Consider the following 17851-nt stretch of genomic DNA (forward strand, 5'->3'; position numbering starts at 1 on the left):
AAATAATATCTATCCTTATAAAATATAGGTAACTCTTATAAGGATAGATATTTCTATGTTCATGACTATTAAAACTATTAGCTAAAAAATAAGTCTACACTTTATAAAAATAATTATTGACATCTATATTTTTTTAATATAAAATAGTTATACATTACAACTATTTTACTATACAACTATTGTATTGTATAACTATTATATTTTGCAATTATTATAAAGTATAACAATTACGTTATATTTACGTATAATAACTATGTAGGTTTTAAAATAATTGAAAGGAAGGTATATATGACACAAAGAGAAAGATTGATACAATGCATATTAAAATTTTTCCCTCTGATTAATAAAAAATTATTTAAAGATATAAAGTACAAAAATTCATTACATCAAATGAGATTGATTGGTATGGTAGAGCATGAAAATGGAAAACCAATGAAATACTTTTGTGAAAGGTTAATGATTCCAAAATCAAATTTGACAAAGGTAGCTAACAGGTTAATTGAAGAAGGGCTTATTGAAAGAAAGACTGATGAAAAAGATAGACGAATAATTAACTTGTATATAACTGAAAAAGGGAAAGATACGTTAGATAAACATAAAAAGGTTATGAAAGAAAATATTAGAATAAAACTAGAAAAACTAGATGATGAAGACATCCAAAAGCTTATTTCAAATTTTGAAGAAATGGAAGCAATATTAGATAAGCTATAAAAGATTACATCATGAAGGGAGAGATAAAATATGATTAAATTACTTAAAGGTTTAAAACCTTTTAGTTTATCAATTATTATTATACTTATATTTACATTTTTAAGAACATTAACTGAGTTATTCTTGCCAACATTAATGTCTGATATAGTTGATATAGGTATTGTTAAGCAGGACATAGGATATATAGCAAAAACAGGAGCATTCATGTTACTTATTGCTGCTCTAGGCGGACTATGTTCTATATTGACAAGTATGCTGTCAGCAAAGACTGGAAGTGCATTTGCCAGAAACCTGAGAAATAAGGTTTTTGAAAAGATTGAAAATTATTCTTTAAAGGAATTTGATGAAAAAGGTACTGCTTCATTAATAACTAGAACAACCAATGATATTACACAGATACAAAATCTTGTTGTTATGTTATTAAGGATGTTCATCAGAGCTCCTCTAATGGCTATAGGTGGTATTATTATGGCTATTAACAAAAACCCTAATCTATCGTTAATTATGATAGTAGTTGTTGTTATACTAGGGATTGTAATAGGTTTGGTGGCTAGTAAAAGTATACCTATGTTCAAATCAATGCAAGTCAAGGTAGATAAGCTTAATCTAGTGCTAAGAGAAAGATTAACTGGTATAAGGGTTATTAGAGCTTTTAATAAGATTAATCATGAGAAGAAAAGATTCAATGATGCCAATAAAGATTTAACTAATACAGCTATAAAAGTTAATAAGTTAATGGCATGTTTGACTCCAATACTAATGCTGTTATTTAACTTTACTACTATATTCATTATATGGTTCGGTTCTTTTAAAATTAATAATGGTGCTATGCAGGTTGGAGATTTAATGGCCTTTATCCAATATGTATCTCAGATAATGTTCTCATTAATCATGTTAACCATGATTTTTATCTTGATACCACGTGCATCTGCATCTGCTATTAGAATTAATGAAGTTCTGAATGTACAACCAGAAATCAATGATCCTAATGATCCAGTGGAAAAAACTGAAAAAAGAGGATATATTGAATTTAAAAATGTATCTTTCAGATATAATAACGCTGAAGGTGAAGCATTAGAAGATATATCATTTCAAGCTAAACCTGGAGAGGTTACTGCTATTATAGGTGGAACTGGTTCAGGAAAATCTACATTAGTTAATTTGATATCTAGATTTTATGATGTATCCAAAGGTAGCATATTAATTGATGATGTTGATATTAGAAAAATGTCTCAGGAATATCTACGAAGTAAGATTGGTTTAGTTCCTCAAAAAGCAGTATTATTCAGTGGAACAATAACACAAAACATTCGATTTGGAAAAGAGGATGCAAATAAAGAAGAAATAGTTCATGCTTGTGAGATAGCTCAAGCAACTGAATTCATAAATGATATGAAAGATGGATATGATTCTGAGATATCTCAAGGTGGTACTAATATATCAGGAGGACAAAAACAGCGTTTGTCAATTGCAAGAGCTTTAGTCAGAAAACCTGAAATATATATTTTTGATGATAGTTTTTCAGCTTTGGATTTCAAGACTGATGCGAAACTTCGTCAAGCTCTAAAGAAAGAAACCTCTTATGATACTGTAATAATTGTTGCACAGCGTGTGACTACTGTAATGAATGCAGATAGAATCATAGTTCTAGACGAAGGACGTATTGTAGGAATGGGAACACATAAAGAATTGCTAAGCTCAAGTGATGTATATAGACAGATTGTATCTTCACAGCTTTCAGAGGAGGAATTAGCATGAGTAAAGGTAGAGTAGGAAGAGGACCGGGTAGAGGTCATGCCATGAGTATGCCTGTAGAGAAAGCAAAAAATTTCAAAGGAACATTAAAAAGACTATTAGGGTATCTAAAGCCTAGAAGAGTAAGTCTTATCTTCGTAGTTATAATGGCTATTTGTAGTACAATATTCACTATTTTGGCACCAAAGATAATGGGAAAGGCTACAACAAGACTTTTCAATGACTTTATGGAAATCATTAAAGGAGTTCCTAATGCATCAGTTAACTTTGATGCTATATGGAATATTCTACTTGTGCTAGGGATTTTGTATATTTTAAGTTCTTTATTCAGCTTCATTATGCAATTCACTATGGCAAGTGTTGTTCAAAAAACAGTTTTTACCATACGTGAAGATGTTAGTAGGAAGCTTACCAAGTTACCACTTAAATATTATGATTCTCGTACACATGGTGAAATACTAAGCCGTGTTACTAATGATATTGATAATATAAGTAATACTTTGCAACAAAGTGTTATACAGTTAATCACTTCTATAATAACTATAGTAGGTGTTATCGTCATGATGTTGACAATAAGCCCTTTGTTGACACTTATTACTATTACCACATTACCATTAAGTATTATAATTACTAAGAATATAGCCAAGAAGTCACAGAAATATTTTAAGAGTCAGCAAGAAATAATTGGTAATCTTAACGGTCATGTTGAAGAAATGTATACAGGGCATAAGATTGTAAAAGCTTATGGACATGAGAAAAAATCAATTAAAGAATTTAAAGAAATAAACGATAAACTATATGAGGCTGGCTGGAAAGCCCAATTTATATCAGGTATCATTATGCCTATGATGAGTTTTGTTAATAACCTAGGATATGTGTTTGTTTGTATCGCTGGTGGTATATTGATGATAAAGAAATCTATACAATTAGGTGATATTCAAGCTTTTATTCAATATTCAAGATCATTTGGTCAGCCTATTGTTCAAACAGCTAATATTGCTAATATTATTCAGTCAACTATTGCATCAGCTGAGCGTGTTTTTGAAGTATTAGATGAAGAGGAAGAAATACCAGATAAAAAGAATCCAGTACAAATTGATAATCTACAGGGAAATGTTAGATTTAACCAGGTTGATTTTGGTTATAAAGAGGATGTTACTCTTATCAATAATATGAATATTGATGTTAAGAAAGGCCAAACAGTGGCTATAGTGGGTCCTACTGGTGCTGGAAAAACAACGTTGGTTAATTTACTTATGAGATTCTATGAGTTGAAGGATGGTACTATAAGTATTGACGGTGTCAATATTAATGATTTGAGAAGAAGTGATCTTAGAAATCTGTTTGGTATGGTTCTTCAAGATACATGGTTGTTCAAAGGAACCATAAGAGATAATATCGCTTATGGAAAAGAAGGGGCTAGTGAGGAAGAAATCATCAGGGCTACAAAAGCTGCACATGCGGATCATTTTATTAGAACCCTTCCAGAGGGGTATGATACTGTACTTAATGAAGAAGCTAATAATATATCCCAAGGACAGAAACAGCTTTTGACTATTGCTAGGGCGATACTTGCTAATCCATTAATTCTAATACTTGATGAAGCAACAAGTAGTGTTGATACTAGGACGGAGATATATATTCAAAAAGCTATGGAATCACTTATGAAGGGAAGAACTAGTTTTGTTATTGCCCATCGTTTGTCTACGATTAAGGATGCGGATATGATTCTTGTAATGAATAATGGTGATATTATAGAGAAAGGAAATCATCAGGAATTGCTTGAATTTAATGGCTTTTATGCTGAGCTTTATAATAGTCAGTTTGTTGGAAGTGAAGAAGCGGTTTAGAGATAAGTTGGTTTTTTTTATGGCCTGAGATTTTATTTTTGAGGTAGAATCAATATGGCTAGTGCAAGGTGTATATAGTAGGTTTAACTTGCCTTACCCTGAGAAGCGGTCGGTCTGCGTTAAACCAACTATATACACCTTTTTTATGGCTAGGGTAGTGGGGTGGTGAAAAATTATAATTAGGGATGTAATTTGATCAGATTATTGACAAGATTTTGGTGGATAGATATACTTGTTATAAGAATATACTGCGTGTGAGAGGATTGATTGTAAGTATGGATTTGATTTATGGGACATATAATCCTTCAAAGTTTTTGAGTATGGTGAAGATGTTAGAAGGGCTTGATATTAATTTAATGCATCTTGATTCATTTGATATAGAGATTGTAGAAGCAGAGGAGAATGGTAAAGAACCGTTGGATAATGCATCTGCTAAAGCAATGAGTTATTATAAGCAATTAAAGAGACCAGTATTTTCATGTGATTCGGGATTGTTTTTTGATAATGTTGATGAGAAGGATCAACCTGGGGTTTATATCAAACGAGTGAATGGTAGGGTTTTAACAGATTTAGAGATGCAAGCTTATTATAGTGATTTAGCTAGGAAATATGGGGGACGTTTAAGGGCATATTATAAGAATTCAATTTGTTTGGTTATGAATGAAAATACTGTTTATAGATATGATGGTGAGGATTTGAATTCGGAGAAGTTTTATATGGTAGATAGACCTCATGATGTTTTTCGTAAAGGTTTTCCCCTTGATTCGTTGTCTGTTGATATGAAAAGTATGAAGTATTATTATGATTTGGAGGAGGGAGAGGATGATAATCTAGGGGTTATAAGTGGATTTAGGAGGTTCTTCATTAAGACTTTGAAATTATTAGATTAAACTTAAGTATAAAATATAATGATAGAATTATTGGGAGAAAAGTTTATGAGAGATAAGAGATTAATAATATTAATATTCATTCCATTTGTGTTTGGATATCTAACCAATTTAGTTTTTTTAGTTCCTGGAGTAGGTACATTAACTTATAGTTTAATGCCATTTGTTTTACTTATATATTGGTTTTGGGTAGGAATCCAGTTTTCAAAGAGTTCAATTAAGAATGTATATGCGTTAATTTATGGTAATATATTATGTGTTTTAAGCTTATTACTGTATTATTGGCAGTTTATTTTATTAGGTGATGAAAAAAGAAGTATGTTTTTGGCTAGTATATCTCAAATGTATGTTTCACCTTTAAGTCCTATTACTGCTAGATTTGGAATTATGTTGGAAAAACTTCCAAATGTTATTACACAGACATCAATACTGGCAATGAATATTATTGGGACAATATTATTAGTTATTACATTCTTTGCAGGATTCATATTTGAGAAAATTAAACACAGTAGATTAGAGAAAGTGGAAATAGATGGTAAGTAAATGTTATAAAATACTCAAAGATAATAGTAGTAATTGAAAAGGAGAAATATTTATGGTAGATTTTAGTTTGTTAAAAATAGAATCATATTTTGACCATTTAAGTGCAAATAGCGAAAAAAGCTCTACCATACTAACTTATATAAATAAAATTCATTTTATTTTAGATGAATTAGAAGAAACGGAAATAAAAAATGGCTTATTAAAGATTGTGGAAGAAATTAAAGTTTTAGTGAATGGTAAATGGACACAGTCTGATATAGAAAATTGCTATAAGAGGGCAAAAGAGGTATTATTCCGTGATACAAAATCAGTATTGAAAAATTTTAATGAAAAGCTTAGTAATACTAACATCAATGATTTTTATATAATAAATCAAGATATGTTTAGCTTAACATTGGCAGGAAGTTTTGACAGCGACTATTATCATGATGTAGAAGTAAAATTTCTAGATGTTGAATTTATTTGCTGTCCTAATCATTTTACAGCTGATTCATTTAGAATTGCTACTGAGAATGAAATTTATAAATTAGGGGAAGTTACTAACATTAAAGATTCAGAAGGTTTAGCTATTTGTATGGAAGATACTAGTTGGGGAGATAAATATTATATGATTGCTCATAGTATTGAAGTATCATGGGGAACTGTGTTTTATTATATGCGTGAAAATCTCGGAGAAGGGCAAAGAATAGCTAATTGGGTATTGGAAAAAAATAGATCTAACAGATAATAAATTATATTACTATCCTATCTAATATAATATATACTTAGTTATTAATTTTTAATTATCAAATTTAAGCGAGGAGGAATAATATGCCTTTTGCAATGACGCATTTGTATATTGCATATAACATAATACAACAGACACCTCAGATTAAGAAACCTAATGATTTTCTGCTAGGAGCTATTGCTCCAGATTCAGTGCACTTTCGAAATAATTACGATAGTGATATGAAATTCAATAGTCATCTGTGTATTGGTAATGAAAAATGGGGAAGAGTAACTAATAATGATGAGTGGATAGATAATGTGCTTAGTTTTTTGAAAAATAATAAAGACTCACAGAACGCTGATTTTATATATGGGTTTTGCTGTCATATATTAGCAGACATTCAAAATAATATAAAAATATGGACACCATTTAGAGAGAAAAACAACAAAGGAGTTTGTAGTATATATCATCAAGAATCTTATGGTATTGATTATGAATTATATTTACTTCCACAAAGAAAGGTAATATGGACTATGTTGGAGGATGCTACAGCATTTGATATACAAGATATTGTTAGAGCAGTAGAAATAAATCAGATGAAACAATCTCTGAGTAAGGAACAATTTGAGAATAGGAAGTCTATTGATATATCAACGAATGAATATGTAACACTTTCTGGAATGCAAAAATTTATTGATGAGGAATCTGAGTACATAAAAAATATGTTGTATGGCGAAGATAGAGCTTATTGAATGGAGGATATTATGGGATATGCAATCGAAGTTAATTTTGATAAAAAAAGTGAAGATAAGTTAATTGAATATTGGAGACTATTATGTCAGAATAATATTAGTTCATACATGTATAAAAATGGTGCACACCCACATATAGCGTTTGCTGTTTTTGATGAAAAGACTAAAGATATTAGTCGGCTTAAAAATATTATGAATGATTATTTTAGTAGGATAGAACCATTTGAGGTGATTTTTTCTTATCTGGGTCTATTTCCTACCAATGAAGGAGTTGGTTTTATAGCACCAAAGGTATCTCAACAGTTATTGGAGTATCATAAGGGATTTTATAATGAAGTATGTGATAATGGATATGATGCAAGGTTTAATGATTATTATAAACCAGATGTTTGGATACCTCATTGTACTATGACTATTAATACTACTAACAATAATCAAATGAAAGGGATAGAATTATTAAGAAATACATTCAAGCCATTCAAAGCAAAAATTACAAGGGTTTCATTAGTGGAATTCTTTCCAAGTAAATATTTAGAAGTGATAGAATTATAAATTATTTGACAAAACAAATAGATATATGTAAAATTAATTTCAGAGTGAAATAATTGAGCTATGCTTATATAGTAGTAAAGGATTGATACAATGATAAATAAAAATATAAAAGGTACATCAGCTCTTAGACAAAAAAATAGGATACAGATTATTGACTATATTAGAAAGAATGCTCCTGTTACTCGTATAGATATTTTTAATGGTACAAACATTTCCAGACCTACAATAACAAGAATAGTTAAGCAGTTGGTAGAGGAAAAAATAGTTCAAGAAAGTGGTATGGTTGAAACTCATGCAGGGCGAAAACCTATTTATCTTAAGCTAAGAAAATCTGCTTTATGCTGTATGGGGATGAATATATATAGAAATAATATTAGAGCATCAATAATAGATTTGGATAAAAATATATTAATCAGCAAAAAGGTTTCTATTAATAATGTGAAAACAGCAAAAGAGTTTTTAGAAACCATACTTGATATGATTCATAGTTTAATTGATGAATCAAAAATATCAATAAAGCATGTAATTGGAATAGGCATAGGTTCTTCAGGAGTTGTTGACTATGATAAGGGTATACTACATAATTTTAATCCACATCTTAATATTAGAAATATCCCTTTGAAGGCTTTTTTAGAAAAAGAGCTTAATATTCAAACTTTTGTTGATAATAATCCAAACACAAGAGCTTTAGGTGAATATTGGTATGGCTATGGTAGAGGGTATAAAGACATAGCTTATATTGTCTGTGGTGAAGGTATTGGAAGTGGAATTATTGTTGATGGTAATATTCTAAGAGGAAAAAATAATATTACTGGTGAATTTGGACATATGACTGTAGCTGTTAATGGTAGAGAATGTAATTGTGGAAGATATGGTTGTGTAGAAGCATATTGTTCAACTGAAGGGATAGAAAAGATTTTAAATGAGAAAATATCAGAAGTTGACACATCACCTATAAAAGATTTCATAAAAGGAAATAGAAGTAAACTGAATTATAGTATGATATGTGAATTCTATAATGAAGATAGATATTGTAAGGAAGTATTGGACCAAGCCACAACCATACTTAGTATTGGTTTGTCTAATCTTATGGGAATACTTAACCCAGAAATTATAGTTTTATCAGGTGAATTATTTGATAATGATTTTATGTTTGACCAAGTGATAGATAAGACTAAGCAGGAAGTATTCACTGATCTCATTGGAGATATCAAGTTCAAAAAAAGAGAGCAAATGGATTATGTATATGAAATTGGAGCGGCGGCATTAGTATATAAAGCATATTTTAAGAATGTATAGAATTTTAATATTCAGAGGTTAATCACTAGTATAGAATTGCCTAACATTGGGCTTATAAATTATAAATTATTTGAATTCTTCTCTCTGAATTTTGTAGGTGAAAAATTATAATGCTTCTTGAATAAACGACTAAAATAATTGATACTGTCAAATCCACATTTTAATGCTATTTCAGTTATGTTCAATTGACTTTTATTTAAATAATAAACAGCCTTATCCAGTCTTATTCCATTAACATAATCGGTAGGAGTCTTACCTGTCATTTGTTTGAAAATTCTACAAAAATGATAGGTACTGATATTTAAAATTTTGGCTAGGTCTTCAGTATATATTTTACTTTGATAGTTATCATCTATATATGTAAAAATCAATTTAAAACGTTTCAAATTAGTTACTTTAGAAATTAGTTCTTTCTTAGTTAAAAATCTACTAATGTAGTTTCTTAATAGTAGGACAATCAATTGATAAACAGAAGACTTTACAGCAAGTTCATATCCCATTTCCCTTGAAAGATACTCTTGTATTGTCTTGTTAACATATTTTAATATTTCATCGTCATTTTCAATCAAATTTTGAAAAGATATTTGATTTTGGGATAGCGGCGAGAGGAATTTTGCTTGACATAAATCAACTTGATTACTAAACAGGAATGAAAAATCAATACTGATTATATAGAATTTAAGATTATCGCTTAAACTTTCAAGGGAATGGAGTTCATTATTGTTAATGACAACAATGCTATCAGTAGTTGTATTGTACTGATTATTACTACATTCTACTATAGCTTCACCTTCAGTAAAAAAATACAGCTGCATATTTTCATGCCAATGTGCATTGAATTTTCTTCCTTTGTTGAAGGTTTCTGCAAGAAATATATCTATACCCAAATTAGGATTAGGCATTTTTCTATAATAATAAGTTTTAAAATCCTTCATATCGTTATCCTCATGTCAAAATTGTGCTAAAACTCAGCAATACAATTCTTGTGTCATATTATAAATATTATTATTATAATACATGTAAGTTATATTGTAAATATAATAATTCTAGTTAAAAAATCAAAATGAGGTGTACAGAAATGAATAGGTCAAAAGTCAAAAAAGTAAATTTTTATAGTGAGATATTAGGTAAAGAAATGGCAATGTTGGTGTATTTACCTGAAAGCTATAATTCTTCAACTCCTCTGCCTGTATTATATTTTTTGCATGGAAGAAGTGGAAATGAAGATATAATGTTTGAATTGAATATAAATAAAATAGCTGATCAAATGATAAAAGATGGGGAAATTAAGCCCATGATAATTGTATGTCCAAGAATTGAAAACAGTAGGGGATTGAATTCATCATTAATTTGTAAGGAAATACATGAATATGGACATAATAATAGAATTATAAATTTAGGAATGTATGAAGACTATTTCGTTAAAGAGATAATACCTATGCTAGATAATACTTTTAATACTATAAAAGATAGAAAAGGAAGATACATAGGAGGATTATCTGCTGGAGGATATATAGCACTTCATAGTACATTTCGACATCAGTATATGTTTTCAAAAGTAGGAGGTCATATGCCTGCTCTAGAGTTAGAACTTGAAGATGAAGACAAGCCTTATTATGAAAATAGGGATGTATGGAATAAGTATAATCCAATACTTATTGCTAGGAACAATAACATTTCTTGTGATATTGAGATTTATCTTGATGCTGGAGAAAAAGATGAAGGTAGATTTTATGAAGGCTGTTTAATTTTACATAAAATATTACAAGACAAAGGCATAAACTCTAGGAATCATATATTCCCTGGTAATCATAGTGCTGACTATATAAAATCAAATTTGGAGAAATACTTAAAGTATTATGGAAGTTAATATTAAATTGAAGATATATAAATGATACATCATCTTGACAAAACTAAAATAAGGATATAAAATAAAAATAGGTTAATTTCAGACTGAAATTTAATTGGTAAAAAGATGTATTATATAATAATTTAAAAGTGATTTACTCACTTTTTATTATTGGGTAAATAATTTCAGACTGAAATTATGAAAAAAGAAAGAAGGTATGACATGAAAAGATTAAAAATTGGTCTTGTAGGATTAATGCACAAGAATTTCACAGGCGACAAAGTAGGTATTTATAATCGTTCAAAGCAGGAAATGAAAAAACTAAGTGAAGAAATGAATTTTGATGTTATATGTGTAGAAGATGGAATATATACTGACCAAGAAGCTGAAGAAGCATACACTTTTTTAGATAAGGAAAAAATCGATTTTATTATGATTCAAAGTAGTGCGTTTAATTCAGGAACAATTATTCCAATCTTAACAAAATTAAATATACCTATTGGTTTGTGGGCAGTCAAGGAACCAACTGCATCTGGTCCATTACCAATTAACTCTTTCTGTGCAATGAACATGAATGCAAGTATCATCGGGCAGTATCTTAAAGAATATGATTTACCATTCAAATGGTTCTATGGTTATATGAACGATGATTTATTCCAGAAAAGATTTACAATAACAATAAAGGCTCTTACAGCTATAAAAAATATAAAAAACACAAAGATTGCTCTAATTGGTGGTATTGCTAATGGATTTGACAACCAATATTTTGATGAAAGAAAACTTCAGAGTAGATTTGGAGTAAAACTATATAGAAATCATGAATTTTCAGAGATAAAACATAGAATGTTATCTTATAAAGATGAAGATGTACAAGATATCATGGAACAAATATTACAAGATAGTTGCAGCTGCAATACTTTAGCAAAAGAGAAAATAAATAAAAACGCACGTTTGATTAAAGCTGTTGTAGATTTCAAAGAAGAAAATGGATACGATGGCATTGCACTTAGCTGCTGGCCAAAATTCAGAATAGAACTTGATATGGTTTCATGTGCAGCAATAGGAAGACTTAATCAACTGTATTTTACCACAGCTTGTGAAGGTGATGTATATGGGCTTATTACCATGATGATGATGAGATATATGAATGATAAACCTTCATTACTTATGGATTTATCTGATTTTGACGAGCAGGATGAAAGTGTATTATTCTGGCATTGTGGGCTGGGATGTAATAATGTAGCTTACAATGGAGAAGTAAAATTAGCTTCTCACTGTAATCCAGGACCTTGGTCTGGAGAGGGGCTAAAAGAAAACGCTCCTGTTGCAGATATGATTTTTGCCAAACAAAAAGGGACGGCTGCAAGATTTACTAAAGATGGTGAAGAGATGTTTCTTCTTACAGGTGAATTTAATCATCCAGAAAAACCAAGTTTTGATGGTTCAAGAGGATGGATGTCCAACTTGAAACTTAACACAAAACCAATTGAAGTCAGAGATTTGGTAGAAACCATTATGGTAAAGCATCAACCACATCATTACGCCTTAGTCTTTAATGATTTAGGTGATGAAATGATGGAAGTAGCCGCATGGCTTGGTATTAAACCAATGGAAAAAGTAACTTATGAACATTTTTTACAAAGATAATATAAGGAGGAAGAAATAATGTCATTAGTACCTATGAAATTATTACTTGATAAAGCTTTAGAAGGAAAATTTGCGTATGGAGCATTCAATGTACATACTACCAATGAAGTGAAAGCAGCAATTGAAATTCATGAAACATTCAGATCACCTGTTATATTACAGATAATAGAATTTGCTACAGGTTTTATAGCAGGTAGAGAAGATTTTCTTAATGCTACATTAGAAGAAAAGATTGAAGGTATTAAAATTATTACTGAAAAAGTAAAAGAAGCTGCTAAAAAAACTGATATACCTGTAGTTTTACACTTGGATCATGGTCATGATAAAGAACTTGTGAAAGCTTGTATTGACGAAGGTTTTACATCAGTCATGATTGATGGTTCATATCTTCCATTTGAAGAGAACATTGCTCTTACAAAAGAAATAGCTGACTATGCACATAAAAAAGGAGTCACAGTTGAAGGGGAACTTGGTGTATTAGCAGGTAGAGAAGATAATGCTAATCATAGTGGTTCATTATATACAGACCCTAATAAAGTATGTGAATTCTTTGAGAAAACAGGTGTTGACTGTTTAGCTATATCTTATGGTACTAGTCATGGAGCTGCAAAAGGTAAAGATGTTGTAATCAGTAAAGAAATTGCTATAGCATCATATGAAAATATGAAATTCAAAAATATCAAAGGATCTTTAGTTTCTCATGGTTCTTCAACTGTTCCTAAATACTTAGTAGAAGGAATTAATAAATTAGACGGGAAACTAAAAAATGCACATGGTATTCCTATTGAGCAAGTATTGGAAGTGGTTCCTTACGGAATAGCTAAAGTAAATGTAGGAACAGATATCAGATTAGCGATTACGAGATATATTAGAGAGTATTTTAAAAATAATAAAAATATAGATGATAATTCTAGAGTTGGACAAATCAAGAAAATTATAGAAGATAGACCAGAATTAATTGACGAGAGAGTTTATTTATATCCAATGTATGATAGCGTAATTTCTGGAACAGGTAAAACTACTGAAGAGAATGATATATTGGAATGTGTTGAGAAAGGTGTTAAAGAGATAGTAGGACAATTGATTGTTAAATATGGTCAAGTTGGTACTTCTGAATTATTTTAATAAAACTCTTTTCACATAATTTCACATATTTTTATGATAATTCTCCTACATTCTATGGCTATACTAATCACATAGTTAAAACAAACCTTTTAACTATAGACCAAAATTAAATTCGATCGATTAATTTGGAGTTAAAATAATTATTAGGAGGTCATAGAAATGATAAAGAAAATAGTAATATTAGGATTAGGCGTTATATTATCAGCAAATTTGATGGTGCCGACTATGGCAAGTGAAACAGATCAAGATGTAAACGTTTCAGTGGAGGCTGCACAAACGATTGAAAAAGATTCCCAGAATAAAGATAAGATTGTTAAGTTTAGACTTGATAAACAGGCTAAACCATTTACAAAAGAAGAACACTTAGCCAAGATAAATGAAGTATTAGCGCAATTAGAACAAAAATATGAAGATGGAAATATTGAAGAAGAAAAATATAATGAAATAAAGGAAAGATATACAAAAATAATCGAAGCTATTGAAAATGGTGAAATGCCAGAATTGGGTAAAGGAAAATTTTTAGGACATGTAAAAGCTTTATCTCAAGAAGAAATGTTAGAAAAATTGAATGAGCAATTAGCAGGATTAGAAACAAAATTAAATGATGGTAAGATTGAACAAGATGAATATGACAAAATAAAAGAGAAGATAACAAAGACAATTGAAGCTGTTGAAAATGGTGAAATGCCTAAGATGGGTAAAGGAAAAGGATTTATGAAACATGCTTTATCCCAAGAAGAAATGCTGGAAAAATTAAATGAAAAACTAGCAGGACTTGAAGAAAAAATGAATAACGAAGAAATAACTGAAGAACAATATAACTCTGCTAAAGAAAGAATACAAGAAATTATTGAAAAAGTTGAAAATGGTGAAGCATTTGATTTAAAAGGAAGAAAAGCAAGAAAAGATAAAAGTATCTTAGAAGATAAAGATATTATTAATAATGATTCTTCAACACAAGAAGAAAAAAGTTTATAAATTTCCCTTTAATATAAAATAATTTTTATATATAATATAAATGAAGGATGAATAATTATCAATTATTCATCCTTTCAATAAGTGATTAAAAAAAGTTATTAAAATTATGAAAGGGAGAATTCATAATGTTTAAGATATATTTAGTTGAAGATGAACAGAATCTGAATGATATTTTAGTATTTTATTTAAAGAATGAAGGTTATGAAGTAAAAAGCTTTACTTGTGGTTTGGATGCAGAAAAATGTATAGAAGAAGATATGCATTTGTGGATTCTTGATATAATGCTTCCTGATCTTGATGGATACGAGCTTATTAAAAGAATAAAAAAACATAATGAAAATATTCCCGTTATCTTTATATCTGCTAGAGATACAGATTTAGATATAATCACTGGTTTACAAATGGGTAGCGATGATTACATATCCAAGCCATTTCTGCCAATGGAACTTGTTATAAGAACAAGGAAACTTCTAAAAAGAGTTTATAAAAAAGAAGGAAACAATAACATACTAATCAATAATAAATATAAAATAGATTTTAACAAAAGAATGGTTTACAGAGGAGAAAAAAATATTGAACTGACTTCAAGAGAATTTGATTTTTTATGTACTATAATAGAGAATAAAAATAATGCAATGTCTAGAGACTACCTTCTCAATAAAGTATGGGGAGAAGATTATTATGGAAGTGACAGAGTAGTTGATGACCTTGTTAGAAGAGTAAGGAAAAAATTACCTCATATAAGAATAGAGACTATTTATGGTTATGGTTATAGGTGGTGCGAAATTGAAAATTAAATCTATTAACTCAAAATTAATGTTAGCTTTTTTGGGAGTGATAATCTTTTTTGCAGTAATCACCTATTTTTTATTAGTAGGAGCTTTTAATAATTATTACCATGAAGATATTTATAGAGTTCTTGAAGATAATATAGATAATAATCAAAAGATTACAGATATAGAAAAATTTATTAATGACAGCGAAGATAATAGAAGCATAGAACAGCTTTTTTGGACAAAGATAAATGGTCAATTTACACGGAAAGAAGCTAGAAGAACTAATTTGATAACAAGTGAATTGACAGAAGATATTATTAAAAATATTGAGAATAATATTAATAATCAACAAGACGAATCTAGAAGATATTATATTGATGTTAATGGGAGAAAATTATTTTATGTTATTACTAAATATGAACTGAGCTATTCAAATAAATTATATGTAGTACCTAAACTTTTTGATAAACCTAAAATTACTAGAATAAACAATACATTGTATAGAGTTGCCCTTAGGTGGGAACCTCTGGATGATTCCCTTGAAAAGAATTTATTTAATCAAATGGGTATCGGTTTATTATTGACGATTATTGCTATTTTGATTATTTTCTTTTTCTTGTCTAGACATCTAACTCGGCCAATAATTAACCTAAGTAACTCAGTAAAAGAAATTTCAAAGAGGAAATTTGATTCACCTATTACCATTAAAAGAAACGATGAAATAGGTTTTTTGGCGAGTACAGTTGAAGAAATGAGAAAAGAGTTATTAAAATACGATGAAGAACAGAAAATGAAACTTCATTCCATTTCACACGAATTGAAAACCCCAATAATGATTATCCAGAGTTATGTAGATGCATTAAAAAAGGGTTTGTATCCAAAAGGAACACCAGAATCATCATTAGAAATAATTGATGATGAATGTTGCAGATTACAAAAATTGGTTTATAACTTATTATATATTCAGAGATTAGATTATTTTGAGAGTGAGCTAAAGAATAAAGATAAAATAAATTTAAAAGAAGTTGTTGAAGAAGTTATCAATAATATGAGTATGAAGCTTGAAAATTTCCAAACAGAAATTAAAATGGACAATGTATATATTAATGCTGATTTCAATCAAATGAAAATAGTAGTGGAGAATATTCTTAGTAATCAAATAAGATATGCTGATTCAATAATAAATATATCTCTTGAAAAGGATAAAGATAGTGTTGACCTTCGCTTTTACAATGATGGTGAGCATATTCAAGATAGCAATGATATATTTATAATGTTCAAAAAAGGTAAAAATGGACAAAGCGGTCTAGGGTTGTATATCGTCAAAAGATTATTGGATATCAATGGTGCAAGTATAGTGGCTTATAATGAAACAAAAGGTGTTGCATTCAAGATTCAGTGGAAATTGTAGACATATTAAAGATTTTACTTGAAAAAAAAATAAAATCGTATATAATATATATAATAAATATATAAATACTTAAGAAGCTTCTTTCAAAATTGAAGGAAGCTTTTAAGTTTAATATCATATAATTATATTAATATATATTGGAAAAGGGTGGACAGATGGAAGAATATGAAGTGATTATTAGGATAGTTATAGCTATTCTAGTAGGTGGATTAATAGGTTATGAACGGCAGATAACCAATAGACCAGCTGGTTTTAGGACGCACATACTTGTATGTGTAGGTGCTGCTGTAGTATCTATTATTCAAATTGAATCAGTGGAAAGAACAATAGCTCTAATTCAGGAAAAACCGGAGTTGGCTAATGCTCTGAAAGCTGATATCGGTAGAATGGGAGCACAAGTTATAACCGGTGTAGGTTTCCTTGGTGCTGGAACTATAATCCGTGAAAAAGGACTAGTAAAAGGATTAACAACTGCTGCTTCTATATGGGTAGTTGCTTGTATAGGTCTTGCAATAGGTCTTGGGATGTATGTAATTACTGCTGCATCTACTATTGGAGTATTTATTTCATTAGTTATACTTAAGAAAGTAGAAGACAAATTTATTGACAAAGTAACAACTATTTCCTTGGATATACAATATACAGGGGATAAGGAATTTATGAAAGGTATCCAAAAATACTTCAACATGAAGAATATCAAAGTAAGAAAAATTAAATTCTTAAGTGAAGAATCCGATTTAGATGAAACAGCTGCTACTAGTGAAGTAGAAATCATTAGACATTCAATTTACAGCATTGATGTACCTAAATATGTTAATTGCACAAAAATAGTTCAAGATCTATGCAGGAAAAAGAATATTAAACAGGTAAAGATTATATAACCTACATGGTATTTTGCTTATTGGTTTGACTGAAATACATAAATAGAATAATTAATCAATACTTATTGATAGACTCATATATTTGGGTCTGTCTTTTTTTTATCCATATGACTAGGGGACGTTTCG

General features: G+C 29.3%; 17 protein-coding genes. 16 read left to right on the top strand and 1 reads right to left on the bottom strand.

Annotated elements, in window-relative coordinates:
- Positions 1-288 precede the first annotated feature (288 nt).
- From AACQ14_RS17535 to AACQ14_RS17575, 9 genes are all read left to right on the top strand, one after another.
- The gene (locus AACQ14_RS17535; RefSeq protein ID WP_339364886.1) at positions 289-711 is read left to right on the top strand and encodes a MarR family winged helix-turn-helix transcriptional regulator; all 423 of its coding nucleotides are present in this window, start codon (positions 289-291) and stop codon (positions 709-711) included.
- A 30-nt stretch (positions 712-741) separates the two neighbouring features.
- Positions 742-2469 carry an ABC transporter ATP-binding protein gene (locus AACQ14_RS17540; protein ID WP_339364887.1) on the top strand — a complete coding sequence of 576 codons (1728 nt, stop codon included), beginning with the start codon at positions 742-744 and terminating at the stop codon, positions 2467-2469.
- Complete coding sequence (locus AACQ14_RS17545) at positions 2466-4316, top strand: ABC transporter ATP-binding protein (protein ID WP_339364888.1); 1851 nt, start codon at positions 2466-2468, stop codon at positions 4314-4316. Before AACQ14_RS17540 ends, AACQ14_RS17545 begins: the two co-directional genes overlap by 4 nt.
- Positions 4317-4534: 218 nt before the next feature.
- Positions 4535-5206 (top strand): non-canonical purine NTP pyrophosphatase, encoded by a 672-nt coding sequence (locus AACQ14_RS17550; RefSeq protein WP_339364889.1) that lies wholly within the window; start codon positions 4535-4537, stop codon positions 5204-5206.
- A gap of 45 nt (positions 5207-5251) precedes the next feature.
- Complete coding sequence (locus AACQ14_RS17555) at positions 5252-5746, top strand: hypothetical protein (RefSeq protein ID WP_339364890.1); 495 nt, start codon at positions 5252-5254, stop codon at positions 5744-5746.
- A 52-nt stretch (positions 5747-5798) separates the two neighbouring features.
- Positions 5799-6473, top strand: coding sequence for a hypothetical protein (locus AACQ14_RS17560; RefSeq protein WP_339364891.1), 675 nt, complete (start codon positions 5799-5801; stop codon positions 6471-6473).
- A gap of 83 nt (positions 6474-6556) precedes the next feature.
- Positions 6557-7207 (top strand): zinc dependent phospholipase C family protein, encoded by a 651-nt coding sequence (locus tag AACQ14_RS17565; RefSeq protein ID WP_339364892.1) that lies wholly within the window; start codon positions 6557-6559, stop codon positions 7205-7207.
- A gap of 12 nt (positions 7208-7219) precedes the next feature.
- Positions 7220-7759, top strand: a complete 540-nt coding sequence (locus AACQ14_RS17570) for a 2'-5' RNA ligase family protein (RefSeq protein ID WP_339364893.1) — start codon at positions 7220-7222, stop codon at positions 7757-7759.
- A 90-nt stretch (positions 7760-7849) separates the two neighbouring features.
- Positions 7850-9058, top strand: coding sequence for an ROK family transcriptional regulator (locus AACQ14_RS17575; RefSeq protein ID WP_339364894.1), 1209 nt, complete (start codon positions 7850-7852; stop codon positions 9056-9058).
- 59 nt (positions 9059-9117) lie between these two features.
- On the opposite strand, the gene AACQ14_RS17580 is transcribed toward AACQ14_RS17575, so the two are convergent.
- Positions 9118-9993 (bottom strand): AraC family transcriptional regulator, encoded by an 876-nt coding sequence (locus AACQ14_RS17580; RefSeq protein ID WP_339364895.1) that lies wholly within the window; start codon positions 9991-9993, stop codon positions 9118-9120.
- Positions 9994-10136: 143 nt separating this feature from the next.
- Here AACQ14_RS17580 and AACQ14_RS17585 point away from each other — a divergent pair, with 143 nt between their 5' ends.
- From AACQ14_RS17585 to AACQ14_RS17615, 7 genes are all read left to right on the top strand, one after another.
- Positions 10137-10928 (top strand): alpha/beta hydrolase, encoded by a 792-nt coding sequence (locus AACQ14_RS17585; protein WP_339364896.1) that lies wholly within the window; start codon positions 10137-10139, stop codon positions 10926-10928.
- A 201-nt stretch (positions 10929-11129) separates the two neighbouring features.
- Entirely contained in the window at positions 11130-12554 is a 1425-nt protein-coding gene (locus AACQ14_RS17590; RefSeq protein ID WP_339364897.1) for a hypothetical protein, read from the top strand.
- A gap of 18 nt (positions 12555-12572) precedes the next feature.
- Positions 12573-13679: a class II fructose-bisphosphate aldolase gene (locus AACQ14_RS17595; RefSeq protein ID WP_339364898.1), complete on the top strand. Its 1107-nt coding sequence runs from the start codon at positions 12573-12575 to the stop codon at positions 13677-13679.
- A 159-nt stretch (positions 13680-13838) separates the two neighbouring features.
- Positions 13839-14657 carry a hypothetical protein gene (locus AACQ14_RS17600; RefSeq protein WP_339364899.1) on the top strand — a complete coding sequence of 273 codons (819 nt, stop codon included), beginning with the start codon at positions 13839-13841 and terminating at the stop codon, positions 14655-14657.
- 125 nt (positions 14658-14782) lie between these two features.
- Positions 14783-15454: a response regulator transcription factor gene (locus tag AACQ14_RS17605; protein ID WP_339364900.1), complete on the top strand. Its 672-nt coding sequence runs from the start codon at positions 14783-14785 to the stop codon at positions 15452-15454.
- Positions 15444-16844, top strand: a complete 1401-nt coding sequence (locus AACQ14_RS17610) for a sensor histidine kinase (RefSeq protein ID WP_339364901.1) — start codon at positions 15444-15446, stop codon at positions 16842-16844. The genes AACQ14_RS17605 and AACQ14_RS17610 overlap by 11 nt, the downstream gene beginning before the upstream one ends.
- A gap of 155 nt (positions 16845-16999) precedes the next feature.
- Entirely contained in the window at positions 17000-17725 is a 726-nt protein-coding gene (locus tag AACQ14_RS17615; RefSeq protein ID WP_339364902.1) for an MgtC/SapB family protein, read from the top strand.
- Positions 17726-17851 lie beyond the last annotated feature (126 nt).

The sequence above is a fragment of the Vallitalea maricola genome, from assembly GCF_036985595.1.
In the GTDB taxonomy this organism is placed as follows: domain Bacteria; phylum Bacillota; class Clostridia; order Lachnospirales; family Vallitaleaceae; genus Vallitalea; species Vallitalea maricola.